The sequence below is a fragment of the Streptomyces zaomyceticus genome, assembly GCF_014656215.1.
In the GTDB taxonomy this organism is placed as follows: domain Bacteria; phylum Actinomycetota; class Actinomycetes; order Streptomycetales; family Streptomycetaceae; genus Streptomyces; species Streptomyces zaomyceticus.
Genome location: NZ_BNBZ01000002.1, coordinates 347,323 through 362,305, shown reverse-complemented (window position 1 = coordinate 362,305; position 14,983 = coordinate 347,323). Strand labels below are relative to the sequence as shown.

The window sequence follows — 14,983 nt, the reverse complement described above, 5'->3', positions numbered from 1 at the left end:
CCCGGGTCAGAAGTCCCAGCCGTCGGCGGTGGCGGCGGAGCCGTCGGCCGGTGCGGGAGCGAGGAAGGACTCGCCGGCCATGCACGCGGTCAGGGTGGTGCCGTCGCCGGGATCGATCAGGATGAAGGAGCCGGTGCGGCGCGAGTCGGCGTACGGGTCGACGGGCAGCGGCTCGGCGGTACGGATCCTGACGCGGCCGATGTCGTTGGCCAGGAGCCGGCCGGAGTGGGTGCGCAGGGACAGGTCGTCGAGGTCCAGCCGGAAGGGGATGTCCTCGACGATCGCCTTGACCGTGCGGGTGCCGTGCTTGAGCAGCACCCGGTGTCCGACGGTCAGTGCCTGGTCGGCCACGTGGCAGACGGTCGCCTCGATGTCCTGGGTGGTCGCCGGGGCGTCCGTCGTCGGGACGATCAGGTCACCGCGCGAGATGTCGATGTCGTCCTCCAGCAGGACGGTCACCGACTGCCCGGCCCAGGCGGTGTCGACCCGCCTGCCCAGCAGGTCGATGCCGGAGATCCTCGTCGTACGGCCGGACGGCAGGATCGTGACCGGCTCGCCGACACGGAGGGATCCGGCCGCGATCCGGCCCGCGTAGCCGCGGTAGTCGGGGTGTGCGGCGGTCCGGGGGCGGATGACGTACTGCACCGGCAGCCGTGCCCGGCCGTGGGCGAGTTCGCGGCTGACCGGAACCGTCTCGATGTGTTCCAGCACCGTCGGGCCGCTGTACCAGTCCATGACCGCCGACGGCTCCACCACGTTGTCCCCGGCCAGGGCCGAGATCGGGATCGCGGTGACCCCGGGGATGCCGAGACCGGCCGCGTACGCCGTGAACTCCGCCACGATCGAGGCGAAGACCGGCTCGCGGTAGCCGACCAGGTCCATCTTGTTGACCGCGAGGACGACGTGCGGAACGCGCAGCAGCGCGGCGACGGCGGCGTGCCGGCGGGTCTGCTCGACGACCCCGTTGCGGGCGTCGACCAGGATCACGGTCAGGTCGGCGGTCGAAGCGCCCGTGACCATGTTGCGGGTGTACTGCACGTGCCCGGGTGTGTCGGCCAGGATGAACCGTCGCCTCGGGGTGGCGAAGTAGCGGTAGGCGACGTCGATCGTGATGCCCTGTTCCCGTTCGGCGCGCAGCCCGTCGGTGAGCAGGGCGAGGTCGGGCGCTTCCTGGCCGCGGCCGGCCGATGCCCGCTCGACGGCCTCCAGGTGGTCGGCCAGCACCGACTTGGAGTCGTACAGCAGCCGTCCCACCAGGGTGGACTTACCGTCGTCGACGGAGCCGGCGGTGGCGAACCGCAGCAGGGTGGGGGCCGGGAGTTCGGTGGTCCTGGTCATGCTCAGAAGTACCCCTCGCGCTTGCGGTCCTCCATGGAGGCCTCGGAGAGCTTGTCGTCGGCGCGCGTCGCGCCCCGCTCGGACAGCCGGGACGCGGTGATCTCCGCGATCACCTGGTCCAGGGTCACCGCGTCGGAGTCGACCGCGCCGGTGCAGGACATGTCACCGACGGTGCGGTAGCGCACGCGTCGTTTCTCGACGGTCTCGCCGTCGCTCGGGGCGCCCCAGTCGCCCACCGGCAGCCACATCCCCGAACGCCGGAAGACCTCGCGCTCATGGGCGAAGTAGATCTCCGGCAGCTCGATGCCCTCGCGGGCGATGTACTGCCACACGTCCAGCTCGGTCCAGTCGGACAGCGGGAAGACCCGTACGTGTTCGCCCGGGGCGTGTCGGCCGTTGTAGAGCTGCCACAGTTCGGGGCGCTGGCGGCGCGGGTCCCACTGCGAGAACTGGTCCCGGAGGCTGAAGACCCGTTCCTTGGCGCGGGCCTTCTCCTCGTCGCGGCGGCCGCCGCCGAAGACCGCGTCGAACCGCTCCGAGCGGATCCTCTCCGTCAGCGGCAGCGTCTGCAGCGGGTTGCGGGTTCCGTCGGGGCGCTCCTTGAGCACACCGCGGTCGATGTAGTCCTGTACGGACGCCACATGGAGCCGCAGGCCGTGGGCCGCCACCACACGGTCCCGGTACTCGAGGACCTCGGGGAAGTTGTGTCCGGTGTCCACGTGCAGCAGCGCGAACGGCACGGGGGCGGGTGCGAACGCCTTCAGTGCGAGGTGCAGCATGACGATGGAGTCCTTGCCGCCGGAGAAGAGGATCACCGGCCGCTCGAACTCACCCGCCACCTCGCGGAAGATGTGCACCGCCTCCGACTCCAGTACGTCGGCGTGGGTCTGGGTGCACGGGTTGTCGGTTCGCCCGGTCGCTGTCGTCGCCGTCGTCATGCCAGTCCCTTCTTCCGCAGCAGCGCGACCAGCGCCCGCGCCGATTCCGCCCTGCTCTGTTCGTGCGCCGGGATCCGCAGGTCCGGTGCGGCCGGCGGCTCGTACGGATCGTCGACGCCGGTCAGTCCGGACAGCTCGCCCCTCGCCTGTCTGGCGTACAGGCCCTTCACATCGCGGGCGGCGCACACGTCGACCGGTGTCGCCACGTGCACCTCGACATACGCGGTGCCGGCGGCCTCGTGACGCTCGCGCACGGAGGCGCGGGTGTCGGCGTACGGGGCGATGACGGGTACCAGGACCGTCACCCCGTGGGAGGCGAGCAGCTCGGCGACGTAGCCGATGCGGCGCACGTTCTCCTCCCGGTCCCTGCGGGAGAAACCGAGGTCGGCCGTCAGGTGGGCGCGGAGCTCGTCGCCGTCGAGGATGTGTGTCCGGTGTCCGGCGGAGCGGAGTTCGGCGGCCGCGGTCAGCGCGATCGTGGTCTTGCCCGCGCTGGGCAGGCCGGTCAGCCATACCGTCGCGCCGACGGCGCCACCGTTCAGGAGGTCGTCGGTCATGTGCGGTGTCACCCGCCGTCCGAGGGGCGGATGCCCGCTGCCTCGGCCCCGCTCCCGAACTCGGCCCCGCACTCGGGCCCTGTCTCGATCTCGATCGCGGTGACGGCGATCAGCTGCCCGCTCGCCGCTTCGCGCAGGGCCATGTCGGCGATCTCCACGTCCGGGGACCCGGTGCTCCGCCATCTGCGGACCGTGACCTCGAAGGCGGTGCCGGGGTCGGCGTTGCCGAAGTAGCCGATCTTCTGATCGATGACCTTGCGCCGCAGGAACTGCTCGTCGGTGCGTCCCAGTGACCGCCACAGACGCAGCAGCATGGTGTCGAAGACGGCGAAGTACGAGGCGAAGTACATCAGTCCGGCGCCGTTGAGGTCGCGCACGACGTCCAGGCCGTAGTCGTAGGTCAGAGGCTTGCCGGCCTCCTCGAATCCGGGTGGGCCCTCGGGGTGGAAGCTACCGGTGGCCCGGGCCCTGCCCACGAAGGACCGGGGCGAGTAGGCGTTGGGAAGGAGCGGCAGCTCCTGGTAGCCGAAGTCCGGGGGTGTCACCCGCGCGAGGTCGCGATTGCTTCCGGCGGTGGTGCGGGCGATCCACCGGTTGAAGTTCTCGGCGTAGAGGCAGTCGGGGTGGGGGTGTTCGTACACCTCCGCCGGGTCCAGCGGTCCGTCCGGCAGCTCCAGACCCGCGGGGGCCAGCCGGTGCAGCGTGATGACCGACTGACTGCCGAACTGGAAGGCCCGGGAGTCGACCCGGAGTTCGTCGCCGAAGGTGAGCCCGTGCGGATGGACGACGTCCCCGCCGCGGACGTGGAAGTAGTAGAAGGACAGATAGGCGGGGTCTCCGTCGGCGGTCCGGGCCGCGTGCACGTTGATCCGGCACGACTCGCTCACCACCTCCCAGGTCCAGTCCCCGATCCGGCCGAACACCAGTGAGCCGCCGCTGCACATGCCCGGTGCGACGACCACATGACGGCTTGCCCGGGCACCGTCCGGGATCAGCGCACCGTGTGCGGGATGAAGAGTGGTCATGCCTCCGCCGCCTTTCGGACGCGATGTGTGTGCTCGGCTCCGGCCGTGGCCGGTTCTTCCGAGGAGTGCCAGGCCTCCGCCGCGGCGAGGAACGCGTCGTTGTCGTCGGCGGAGCCGATCGAGACGCGTACGCCGACGCCCGGGAACGCCCTTACCGCGACGCCCCTGCGCGCGCACCACGCCCCGAAGTCGGCGGCACGCGGGCCGAGTCCCAGCCAGAGGAAGTTCGTCTGACTCTCCGGGACCCGCCGGCCGCGGCGCACCAGGGCGTCACGTACACGGGTGCGTTCCGCGACCGTCCCGTCGACGCGCCGCAGCAGTTCCTCCTCGAGTCCGAGGGCCGCCAGGGCGGCCTGCTGCGCCACGGTGCTCACCGCGTAGGGAAGGCACACCTTGCGCAGCCTCTCGACGACACGGGCGTCCCCCACCAGATATCCGGTCCGCAGTCCGGCCAGTCCGTAGGCCTTCGAGAAGGTGCGCAGCACCACCAGGTTGGGGTGCTCGTCGCACAGCCGCAGGGCACTGGCCGCGGCCGGCCCGCGGACGTACTCGTGGTAGGCCTCGTCCACGGCCACCAGACAGGTCGGGGGAACGGACGCGACGAACTTCCGGAGTTCCTCGTGACCGACGACCGTGCCCGTCGGGTTGTTCGGATTGCAGATGATCACGAGCCCGGTCCGGGGAGAGATCCGGTCGGACAGGGCCCGCAGGTCGTGTGCCTCGTCGAGCAGCGGCACCTGTACGGACTCCACGCCGGCCAGGGCGGCGAGCGTGGGGTAGACCTCGAACGAGGGCCAGGCGTACACGGCTTCGGCGCCGGGATCGGCGACCGACTGGAAGAGGGCCTGGAGGAGCGCCAGGGATCCGGCACCGACCGCGATCCGGTCCTCCGTGATCCCGTGGGTCCGGGCGAGGGCTTCGATCAGCGGTCCGCAGCCGGGGTCCGGGTAGCGGTTCACCGTGGAGCCGGCCCGCGCGATCGCCTCGACGATGCCGGGGAGAGGGCTGTGCGGCGACTCGTTCGCCGACAGGGGGCGAGGTCGCGCGTTCGGTCCGTGGACGCCTTCGGACGGCTTGTAGGCGGCGAGGGTGTCCAGTACGGCGCGCAGGGGTGGGTACGACATGGGACTCCCGGTGGAGGGGACACCGCCGCGCTCGGTCGTGCGAGCGGCGCCCGAATCGACTGTGGGGCTCAGCCTCCCGGCCGCCGTTCCGCCATCAGGCGGGCCACGTCGGCGAGGGTGTCCGCGTCCAGCAGCTCGTAGTCGTGGACCTCGATGCCGAGCCGCTCGTTCAGTGCGGCGGAGAGTTCCAGCACCGCCAGGGAGTCCAGCCCGACCTCCTCACGGGTGGCCGTGGGCGCGACGTCCTCCTCACGTATGTGCAGCGCTCCGACCAGGATGTCCTTGAGTTCCTCGTACACGACCGGTTCTTCCCTCACTGTCCTCGCCCGATCGAAGGCCGCGGGCTCGCGGCCCTCACGCACCGCGGGCCGCCTTCAGGGCCAGAGCCACCTCGATGATGAGGTCCTCCTGGCCCGCCACGGCCTGTCTCCTGCCCAGTTCGAAGAAGACGTCGCGCGGATCGACGTCCTCACGCCGCGAGACGTCGAGGACCCGGTTCTTGAACCCGGAGAACACTCCGGCCAGGCCGCTGACGACACTCACCGAGTCGATGGTGGGCGGGGCGGGCATGAGTTCGCGCTCGGCGATGTCGGCCGCGTCCAGCAGGCCGTACAGATCGATTCCGGTCGAGAAGCCCATCCGTTCCAGCACGGGCACCAGGACTTCGAGCTGGGTGTTCCCCGCGCCGGCGCCGAAGCCCCGGGCGCAGGCGTCCAGGATGTCCGCGCCCGCCTCCACGGCGGCGATCGAGTTCGCGACCGCCATACCGAGGTTGTTGTGGGCGTGGAACATGACCGGCACGTCGACGGCTTCGCGCATGGCACCGATGCGCTCCGTGACATCGGCCGGCAGGTAGTGGCCGGAGGAGTCCATGATGCCGACCGCGCTCGCGCCGAACTCCACCAGCTGGGCGCACTCCCGTGCCAGCCGGTCGGGACTCGCCATATGGCTCATCAGCAGCACGGCCTGGGCCTCGACCCCCTGCTCGCGGAGGAAGCCGAGGTGCCGTTCGGCGAGATCGCCCTCGGTGCAGTGGGTGCCGATGCGCACCATGTCCACCTGGTGGGCGATGGCGCGTTCGAGGTCCGCCGTGGTGCCCCATCCCGGCAGCATGAAGACGGCCATCCTGCTGTCGCGCAGGGCCTCGCGCACGATCGACAGCATCTCGTCGTCACCGAGCCGGGCCTGCCCGACCTGGAGGGAGGAGGCTCCCAGACCGTTGCCGTGCCCCACCTCGACCACCGGGACGCCGGCGATGTCCGCCGCCCGCGCGTAGGCGCGCAGCTGTTCGCGGTCCAGCTGGTGACGGACGGCGTGATGGCCGTCGCGCAGGGACGCGTCGTGGATGACGACCGGCTTTCCGGCGCCGCCGGGAGAGGTTGCTGCGCTCATGACGTCTCCGTACCGATGCTCGCCAGGCCGGCGGCCGCACATCGTTCGGCGACATGAACCGCGGCGGAGTTGATGATGTCGAGGTTTCCGGCGTACTTGGGGATGCGTCCGCCGGAGGAGGTGACCTCCGCGGCGACGAACACCTTGGTCTCCTCCACGACACACGCGGTGATCCGGTACCCCGTCACGAAGGAGCGGACCCGGTCGGCGGCGGCCTCCACGGCGGCGTTCACCGACGCCGTGCCGAACCCCTCGCCCAGCATCGACATGGCGACCCTGAAGGTCGCCGGCGGCTTGGCCGGGCTGATGTTGAGGATCGCCTTGACGTCCTTGACGCCGGTGAAGTCACGTACCGCGTCCTGGGTGGTCTCGATGTACTCGTCGAGATTGAGGCGGGTGGAGCGTCCGACGCTCGGGCTGGCGGCCGTCGTGACGACTTCGACGTAGTCGACCCGGTGTGTCTGGGTGATCGCGTGGAGGATCGGTATCGACGCCTGACCGCCACAGCTGATCATGTTGATGTCGTCGGAGCTCAGGACCTCCTCCCCGTTCACGCTCGGGATCACCATCCGCCCCACCTTGCTCGGCGTCAGGTCCACGAGCTTCGTGCCCGACAGACTCAGACGTTCCGCGTGCTCGGCGTGCGCCATGGCATTGGTCGCGTCGAACACGATGGCGAACGGCTCCGGGGCCTCCAGGAGGGACTCGATTCCGCGCGTCCCGATGGGAAGACCGAGTTCGGCCGCCTGCCGCAGGCCGGGCGTGTTCTCGTCGCGCCCCACGACCAGTCCGCAGTCGAGGAGCTCGGAACGCATGATCTTCTCGGCCAGATCGACTCCGATGAGGCCGGCGCCGAGGACGGCCACGGGCAGGCGCCCGTTTTGCTTCATGGCTGCATCGCCCTTCCCTGTCTAGAGATTCGCCTTGGGTCGCGACGGTGGTCTACGAGTCGCCCACGTGGAGAGTGACGGTGCCCAGCCGGTCGAACTCGGCCACGAAGCTGTCCCCGGGACGCATGGCGACCGCGGCGTGGAGGGCGCCCGTCATGATGAGCTGGCCCGCTTCGAGGGTCACACCGTGCTCGCCGAGAACATTGGCCAGCCAGGCGACGACCGCGACCGGGTCCCCGAGGGCGGCGGCGCCGGCTCCGGTCGCCACGAGTTCGCCGTTGCGGGAGAACGCCATGCCCACGAGGCGCACGTCCTGGTCCTCGGGCAGGGCGACCGGGGGCCCGAGCACCACCGCGCCGTTCGACGCGAGGTCGGCGATCGTGTCCGCGAGCCGGATCCTCCAGTCCTCGATCCGGGAGTCGACGATCTCCAGCCCCGCCATGACCTCGGAGATCGCCTCACGTGCCGCGGCCACGGTGACACCGGGCCCCTTCAGCGGAGCTCCGAGCCGGAAGACGATCTCCGCCTCGACCTTGGGGGCGATGAACGCCCCGTCGGGCGTGGTCGCCCCGTTCTCGTACACGGTCGAGGCCAGCACCGGTCCGTAGTCCGGGGTGCTGACGCCGAACAGCTCCTGCATCGGGACGGAGGTGAGTCCCGCCTTGTAGCCGACGACCGTGTCGCCGGCCGCGGTCAGCATCCCCACCAGTTCCCGCTGGATGGCGTATCCGTCGTTCATGTCGAGCGCCGGATGCTCGTCGGTGAAGGGAGGGATGGGGCGGCCCGTCGCGCGTGACTCGTAGAGCGCCCTGGCCTTGACTCTGACGTCGTCCACCGAGATGTTCACTCTGCTCCTGTCAGAACACATCGCACCTGCCGCACGGCCCGCCGGTCACCTGTGCGCGGACCGTCTCGCGTTCCGCCGCGTCGACGTGGCCAAGGCCCCGGCCAGCCCTTGACGGACTGTCATCGGCTCCCGGGGAACACGAGGTTCATGACGCGCGGACCGAAATCACTCGGATCGGCAGAACGGATCCGGGCGAGGGGTGCACGGCCGTGGAGCCCGGGGCTCGATGCCTGCCCCCTCGTTTCGCGTCTCACCGTAGCCACGAAGTGAGCGCCGCAGAAGGTTTCATCAATGCTTATGAGTCCGGCAATTGAGCATTTTGACCACTCCGTCCCCCCTGTGAATGAAGCCAAGAAGGTGCAATCCCCCGCCCAAACGTGAGCTTCGTCACCGGTCGTTTCTCAAATTCGCCACCTATCCCTGGAAATGCGCCAAGGCGCGTCGATGACGCGCGTAGAACAAAGGGGAAGGGATCGGGCATGGCTTTACGGCCGGATGCGACGATCGGTCGCCGGCGACAGCCCTTTCACAGGGCGGGTACTCCGGATCACCGGGCGGGACACACCGGTTCACGGGGCGGGCACCCCGCATCACGGGGCAGGGCACTCCGGTCCACGGGACGGGCGCACGCGTTCACGCCGCGGGCACTCCGGTCCACACGACGGGGCACTCCGGTGACGGTCTCAGCGGACCGCTCGCCAGGAGCCGTTGACCGGGTCGGTCTGCTGCATCCCGGCGGCGAGGCGTTCCCACTCCCTGGCGTAGTGGCTCATCACCTCGGTGAGGGCTCGGGCGCAGTGCGGGGGAACGCCGGCCAGCAGCTGTTCGCCCGCCGCGAGCCCCTGGGCCTGGATGTTGAGCCAGCGCAGCAGGGCGCGGCCACTGTCCGTGAAGCGGATCGAGGGGTCGTTGGACAGCGCGTCCATGGCCCGTACGCGGACGCGCGTGGTCCCTCGCGAGGAGGGCTCCGGCGGGGTCTGGACCGAGGTCAGGCCGGCGCATCGCTGGGACGCCGCGACCACGAGCGAGGCGAGGTACGGGGGGTCCTCGGCCACGGCCACCGCGGCCGGTCTCCGCTCGTCCGCGTCGGGGACCGCCGCGCAGGACCGCAGTTCCTGCCGCAGCCGGTGCGCGGTGCTGACGGAGACCCCCGCCTCCTGGGCCACTTCGCGCAGGGTCGCGCGGGGCCGTTCCGCGAGCAGGGACCGGGCCTTCTGCCGTCGCTCCGGCATGTCCGCCGGGCGGGCCCGGCCGTCCCTGCCCACACGGGGGACCAAGGGATTCGACTGAGGAGATTCCTCAGTCGAACGTTTCCCCCGTACGACCCCTACCGTCTTCGGCGACACCCCTGTGACAGCGGCGATGGCCCGGTCCGACCAGTGGGGGTGAGTCATGAGGATGCGCAGGACCGCCGCCTTGCGGTCCCCGAGCGTCAGGGGAAGGCCATGGCCGATGTTGGCCTGGACGGACCGGATGAACAGATCGGCCGCCGCGCCGTCGACGTGACGGACCGCGATGCGGTGTTCCCCGCGCAGCATGGCGGCCCGGAGCCGGTGCATGCCGTCGACCACGCGTCCCGTGGCCCGGTGCACGAGGATCGGTTCGAACGCGGCACCGCTCTCCGCCAGTGCCCGTACATGACCCTCGTTCAGCCCCTCCAGTCGCGGCGAGTCCGCCGGCAGCAGGGATTCGATCGGCACCGTGTGAATCGTCGACTGCGATTCGTCGAACAACTGCTCCACCCCCTTCTGCTTGCGGTGTCCCTGCGCCGGATGTGCAGGCGCCCTGACAGCGGGCCTTCGCCCTTCCGCGCAGACGGAATCGGCGAGGTCGCGACAGGGGCGGGCCCGGGGCGTCACCACGTCACCCGGTGTCGGCGTCGGGCTCGGCGTCGGCGTCGGCGATCCACGGACCGGCCGCGATCCTTCCGGCCGGCGCGTCGAGGCCGAACGCCCCGCGGGCCGACGGTTCCGGCGCCCGCGTGGCCTCAGACCTGGCCGACCGGGTCCGCCCTGGGGACGTTCCCGCGATAGGTGGTGTACGAGAACGGGCTCAACAACAGCGGAACGTGCAGCCGGCTCGGATCGCCCTGGTAGTGGAGCGAGACGACGACCTCCGCGTACAGGGTGTCGACCGCCCGCTCGGCGAAGTACTCACCGGTTTCGAAGACCAGCCGGTAGGAGCCGTACGGCAGGGCCCGGTCGCTCAGCGAGCCGACCTTCCCCGCGCTGTCGGTCCGCGACCCGGCCACCTCGTGCCACGAGCCGTGCTCCCGGGTGTGCAGGGTCACCGCCAGATCCGCGACCGGGCAGCCGTTGGTGGAATCGATGACCTGAACCGAGATACTCATCCGGCGTCACCTCCCGGTCGCCACGGGCCGTTCACCGGCCGCTCTTCACATGCCGTCAACACCGCATCACATCCTGCGTCACATGTACGTCAAGGCACTCGCCGGCCGCATGCGGTCCGGACCGTCCAGCACGCTCCGGACTGTCCGGTGTCCGGGCCGGAGCGTCATGGGGGGCTGCCGAGTGCCCTTCGCGGCACTCCGCCGGGCCCTTCCCCGGCGCGACGTCGCGGGCGACCGTACGGTCGCGGCGACGACCACGCGCGAAGCGGCGGGCGATCAGCCCCAGATGGTGTCGTCCAGGATGGAGAAGCCGGCGAATCCAGCCAGGGTGTTCAGCAGAGCCAGCATGTCGATCTCCCTTACGGAAACTCGTGACCCGGAGACCCGGGTGGACATCACCAGTTCTAGTGAGTTCCCTTCTCGTCCCCCTACTGGATCGCTAAGTACTCTCTAAGCGTCCGGTGTTGGGGGGAGACCATCCTCGTGCCGCATCCATCGGCGCTGGTCGGCGAGGTGGCCACGGATGTGTCCGCGCACTCGGAGAGGTGCTCGGGGAAGGGATCGCCTTCGCCCGCCGCCGCCTCGTCCAAGTCGGCACGGGCTCCGTCCGCGCCGGCGACGACATCGCCGTGCTTCACGGGGCCGCGCCACCGCGGGGGACATGACCGGGATGGGGTCGTCCTCGGTCGTCCGTCACGCGTGCGCCGCGGCTACTGGCCGACGGCGCACACCGCGTATCCGTGGGGGGCGATCACGATCGGAATCTCCTGGTCCGCCTCCCACTCGGCGAACGCGACCGCGATGTGACTGTAGAAGGGCCGCATCCCGAGCGTCGTGAAATACCGGTCGGTCTCCAGGACCAGCCGGAACGGCCCGGGGGTGTCCTCCGGCAGGGACGGGCGGTCCAGCCGCCCGTCCCTGCCGGTCAGCCCGTGCCACACGGTCTGCCACTCGTCCAGGCGGGGCCGTTCGATGCGGATCATCAACCCGTCGACGGGCCGCCCATTGGTTCCATCAGAGACACTCACTCCGAGCTTCACTTGACACCGGCCTCATCGATTGCATCCTTTGTGGGACGGGACACCGGATGCGTCCCGTCACGAACATCAGCCGCGCCGCCGTCGCGACGCGTCCTTCCTTCCCTCCCGCCTCCCGGCATCCACTGCCGGGAGGGAGCGCGCCTCCGAGGCGGGCATCGTGCCACGCCGCCGGAGGAGACGGTGCGAATTTCGTACCTGGCTGGCCGGTTCCGATGCCGGGTTCCCGGGCATGGCCGTCGGACCCGGGAACGGCCGAAAAACGGTCTGCCGCCGGTCGCCCCGGGACCCCGGTGTCAGCCCGAGCTCGCCTGTGCGTAGGCGGCGGCCGCGGCCGCGTCGTCGGACGCCTCGGAGACCTCGTTCATGAGGCGTAACGTCTGTTCCCGCCACTTGGTGGCCTGCATCCGGCCGAAGATGTCCAGTGCCGCGGCGAGGTGCTCCTTGGCGCTTCCGTAGCTTCCCCTGTCCGCGGCCACCTCACCGAGCGAGAGCTGGATCCGGCCGATGGCGAGGTACTCACGGGCCTGGGAGGCGATCACCATGGCCTGTTCCAGGATCTCGTAAGCCGTGCCGTGACTGCCCTGGCGCGACCGGACAATGGCCAGTCCGCGCAGTGCGTAGCACTCGCCCACCGGGTCGCCGACCGAGCGGACGGTCTCGAGCGCCTGCGTGAACACGTACTCGGCCTCGGTCACCTCGTCGATCTGCAGATGCGCCTCTCCGAGGCGGCACAGGATCTGCGCGCGCACCCGTCTGTTGCCCGAGCGCTCCACCGCGGCGAGGCCGGCCGCCATGGTCTGCTTCCCCTCCGCGATGAGGCCGCGGTCCAGATGGATCTGGGCCATGTTGCTCAGCACATGTGCCTCGGCGGTCGAGTCGTTCACCTCGGAGAGCATGACCAGCGCCTTCTCGTACCCCGCCATCGCCTCGTCGAGACGGCCCTGGATCCGGTCGACGAAGGCGAGATTGCGCAGCGCCAGTGCCTCGCCGTGCACGTCGCCGACCTCACGGAACAGCTCGCAGGCGGGCCCCAGCCTGCCTCGCGCCTCGTCCAGCTTGTACTCGAACATGTGCAGGGCGCCGAGGGAGTACAGCATCGCCGCCTGGCCACGGCGGTTGTCGTTGTGCCGGGTGATCGCGAGCGCGATCTCGTGCGTCGTGCGCCAGTCGTCGAAGTAGCCGTACATCTCGAAGAGCGTCACCAGCGTCAGCGCCAGATCCCAGCACAGCTCGTCGAGACCGGCGCCGGCGGCCTGCCGGACCGCGGTGATCAGACTGGCCCGTTCGTCCTCGAACCACCGGAGCGGATCGGCGAGTTCACGGTCGATCACCGACTCGTCCAGCACGGGGCGCGGGGCGGTTCCGTGGATCAGCGTGTGGTCCCCGCCGTAGGCCCGCCGGTGCGCCTCCTCGACCAGGAGCAGCCATGTGCTCAGCACCCGGCAGAGCACGACCGCTCTCTCGGCGGTGTTCTCGTGCTCGGCCAGACACTCCTGGGAGTAGACCCGGACCAGGTCGTGCAGGCGATAGCGGGGGCGACGGCCCTTGGCCACCTCGACATCGACGAGCTGGGCGTCCACGAGGAACTCCAGGACGTCCTCGGCCTCCCCCACGGCGACGTCGAGCAGGGGTGCGGCGACCCAGCTGGAGAACTCCGCCGCCTCCAGCATGGACAGGCGCCGGAAGAGGCGCTGCGCGTCGGAGGGCAGTCCCTGATAGACCATGGCGAGCCCGGCGCGGACACCGACCCCGCCGTGGGTCAGCTCGTCCAGGCGCTGGCGTTCGTCACGGAGCCGCGCGGCCATCTTGCTGAGGGGCCAGTGCGGCCGTGTGACCAGCCGCGCCGCCACGATCCGCAGGGCCAGGGCGAGGTTGCCGCACAGCTTTATCAGCTGCAGGGCGCTGGGCAGTTCGCTGTGGATCCGCTCGGAGCCGAGGATCCGGCTGAGCAGTTCCAGTGCCTGCTCGGTGGAGAACACGTCGATCTGGACGGAGCTCGTGCCCTCGAGACCGGCCAGCCGGGACCGGCTGGTGATCAGAACCGGACAGTTGGACGAGCCGGGCAGCAGCCAGCGCACCTGTTCCTCGTCGATGGCGTCGTCGAGAACGATCAGCATGCGCCGGTCGGCGACGAGGTTCCGGAACAGTTCCGCCCGTTCCTCGATGGTCGACGGCATGGCCGAGCCCGGTATTCCCAGACAGCGCAGGAAGCGCTCGAGGATGCGGGTGGGAAGGATCGGCTGGGCCGAGGGTCCGCGCAGCTTGGCGAACATCTGGCCGTCGGGGAATCGATTCGCCAGGGAGTGTCCGAGGTGCACCGCGAGGGTGGTCTTGCCGACTCCTCCCCGGCCGGTGATCGAGACGATCCGCAGGGCGTACGACGACTCGGTGTCCCGTTCCAGCGCCTCCTTGAGACTGGCGAGCAGTTCGTCACGTCCGGCGAAGTCGGCGATCGCACCGGGCAGCAGGCGGGGCACGGCCGGTGGCTCGACGACCGCCGCGCCCGCCGACTGAGCGGCCGGCGCCCCCGTCCGCGCCGCCGTTTCCGCAGGCCCCGCGGGCATCGCGGGCAGGACCCGCGCCACGGACGGCACGTTCACCGGTGGCGCGCCGTCCAGCCGGCCGGACAGAATCGATTCCTGCAGCCGGCGCAGCTCCTCCCCCGGCTCGATGCCGAGCTCGTCGATCAGCTCGCGCCGGCCCCGCCGGTAGACCTCGAGCGCCTCGGCCTGACGGCCCGACCGGGACAGCGCCACCATGAGCTGGGCACGCAGGTGTTCACGCAGCGGGTTCTGCATGACCAGGTCGATCAGCCTCGCCACGAGCTGCTGGTGCAGACCGAGGGCCAGCCGCGCGTCCACCCACTGTTCCACCACGGTGAGCCGCTGTTCGTCCAGACGCGCGGCCGGAGCCTGGAGCACCGTGCTGGCGATGCCCCCGCCGAAGCACGACGAGCCGCGCCACAGTCCCAGCGCGGTCTCGAAGGCGGACGCCGCCTCCTCGAAGCGGCCGGCCTCCGCGGCGGTGCGTCCGGCCGACGCGGCGCGCTCGAAGACATGGAGGTCCAGCTCGTCGTCCCCGACCTCGACGAAGTAGCCCGGCGACCTGGTCTGGATGACGTCGGGCAGACCGGCCTTCGCCATGCTCGCGCGGACGATGGAGACACAGATCTGGATCTGGGCGCGCGCCGTGGGCGGTGGGGACACACCCCAGACCGCGTCGACGAGCCGCCCCATGGGAACGATCCGATTGGGCTCCAGCAGGAGAACCGCCAAAACGATTCGCTGACGCTCGGCGGTGATCAGCGCTGGGCCACCGGGTCCGACCACTTCCAACGGCCCGAGTAATCGAAAGCGCATGACCGTCCTTCACATCCACGCCATAGTTTCCGCCGGTCAGCTCCGCACCAACGTCATATCTACCTAACCCGGTCGGCTCTGTCCAGTGAACCGTGTTTCTGAAGTGGCCGGGGATTCGGTGGC

13 protein-coding genes are annotated in these 14,983 nt (G+C 70.2%); all 13 read right to left on the bottom strand.

Features of this window, described 5'->3' with window-relative positions; genetic code table 11:
- Positions 1-6 precede the first annotated feature (6 nt).
- Positions 7-1,338: a sulfate adenylyltransferase subunit 1 gene (locus tag IE311_RS04345; RefSeq protein ID WP_189830175.1), complete on the bottom strand. Its 1,332-nt coding sequence runs from the start codon at positions 1,336-1,338 to the stop codon at positions 7-9.
- Positions 1,339-1,340: 2 nt separating this feature from the next.
- The gene (cysD, locus tag IE311_RS04340; protein WP_189830174.1) at positions 1,341-2,276 is read right to left on the bottom strand and encodes a sulfate adenylyltransferase subunit CysD; all 936 of its coding nucleotides are present in this window, start codon (positions 2,274-2,276) and stop codon (positions 1,341-1,343) included.
- The gene (cysC, locus tag IE311_RS04335; RefSeq protein WP_189830173.1) at positions 2,273-2,833 is read right to left on the bottom strand and encodes an adenylyl-sulfate kinase; all 561 of its coding nucleotides are present in this window, start codon (positions 2,831-2,833) and stop codon (positions 2,273-2,275) included. The genes cysD and cysC overlap by 4 nt, the downstream gene beginning before the upstream one ends.
- An 8-nt stretch (positions 2,834-2,841) precedes the next feature.
- On the bottom strand, positions 2,842-3,858 hold the full coding sequence (locus IE311_RS04330) for an LnmK family bifunctional acyltransferase/decarboxylase (protein WP_189830172.1): 1,017 nt from the start codon (positions 3,856-3,858) through the stop codon (positions 2,842-2,844).
- Positions 3,855-4,982, bottom strand: a complete 1,128-nt coding sequence (locus IE311_RS04325) for a histidinol-phosphate transaminase (RefSeq protein WP_189830171.1) — start codon at positions 4,980-4,982, stop codon at positions 3,855-3,857. The genes IE311_RS04330 and IE311_RS04325 overlap by 4 nt, the downstream gene beginning before the upstream one ends.
- A 68-nt stretch (positions 4,983-5,050) precedes the next feature.
- Positions 5,051-5,281 (bottom strand): acyl carrier protein, encoded by a 231-nt coding sequence (locus tag IE311_RS04320; RefSeq protein ID WP_189830170.1) that lies wholly within the window; start codon positions 5,279-5,281, stop codon positions 5,051-5,053.
- A gap of 55 nt (positions 5,282-5,336) precedes the next feature.
- Entirely contained in the window at positions 5,337-6,374 is a 1,038-nt protein-coding gene (gene dmpG, locus IE311_RS04315) for a 4-hydroxy-2-oxovalerate aldolase (RefSeq protein WP_189830169.1), read from the bottom strand.
- Entirely contained in the window at positions 6,371-7,264 is an 894-nt protein-coding gene (locus IE311_RS04310; protein WP_189830168.1) for an acetaldehyde dehydrogenase (acetylating), read from the bottom strand. Before IE311_RS04310 ends, dmpG begins: the two co-directional genes overlap by 4 nt.
- 52 nt (positions 7,265-7,316) lie before the next feature.
- Positions 7,317-8,111, bottom strand: coding sequence for a 2-keto-4-pentenoate hydratase (locus IE311_RS04305; protein ID WP_229901716.1), 795 nt, complete (start codon positions 8,109-8,111; stop codon positions 7,317-7,319).
- Between the two features lie 683 nt (positions 8,112-8,794).
- Positions 8,795-9,811 carry a helix-turn-helix domain-containing protein gene (locus IE311_RS04300; protein WP_229901715.1) on the bottom strand — a complete coding sequence of 339 codons (1,017 nt, stop codon included), beginning with the start codon at positions 9,809-9,811 and terminating at the stop codon, positions 8,795-8,797.
- Positions 9,812-10,098: 287 nt separating this feature from the next.
- Complete coding sequence (uraH, locus tag IE311_RS04295) at positions 10,099-10,461, bottom strand: hydroxyisourate hydrolase (protein WP_189830166.1); 363 nt, start codon at positions 10,459-10,461, stop codon at positions 10,099-10,101.
- A 710-nt stretch (positions 10,462-11,171) separates the two neighbouring features.
- Entirely contained in the window at positions 11,172-11,489 is a 318-nt protein-coding gene (locus IE311_RS04290) for a hydroxyisourate hydrolase (RefSeq protein ID WP_189830165.1), read from the bottom strand.
- Positions 11,490-11,794: 305 nt separating this feature from the next.
- A complete protein-coding gene (locus tag IE311_RS04285; RefSeq protein WP_189830164.1) occupies positions 11,795-14,737 on the bottom strand; it encodes an AfsR/SARP family transcriptional regulator in 2,943 nt (980 codons plus the stop codon).
- Positions 14,738-14,983: the final 246 nt, after the last annotated feature.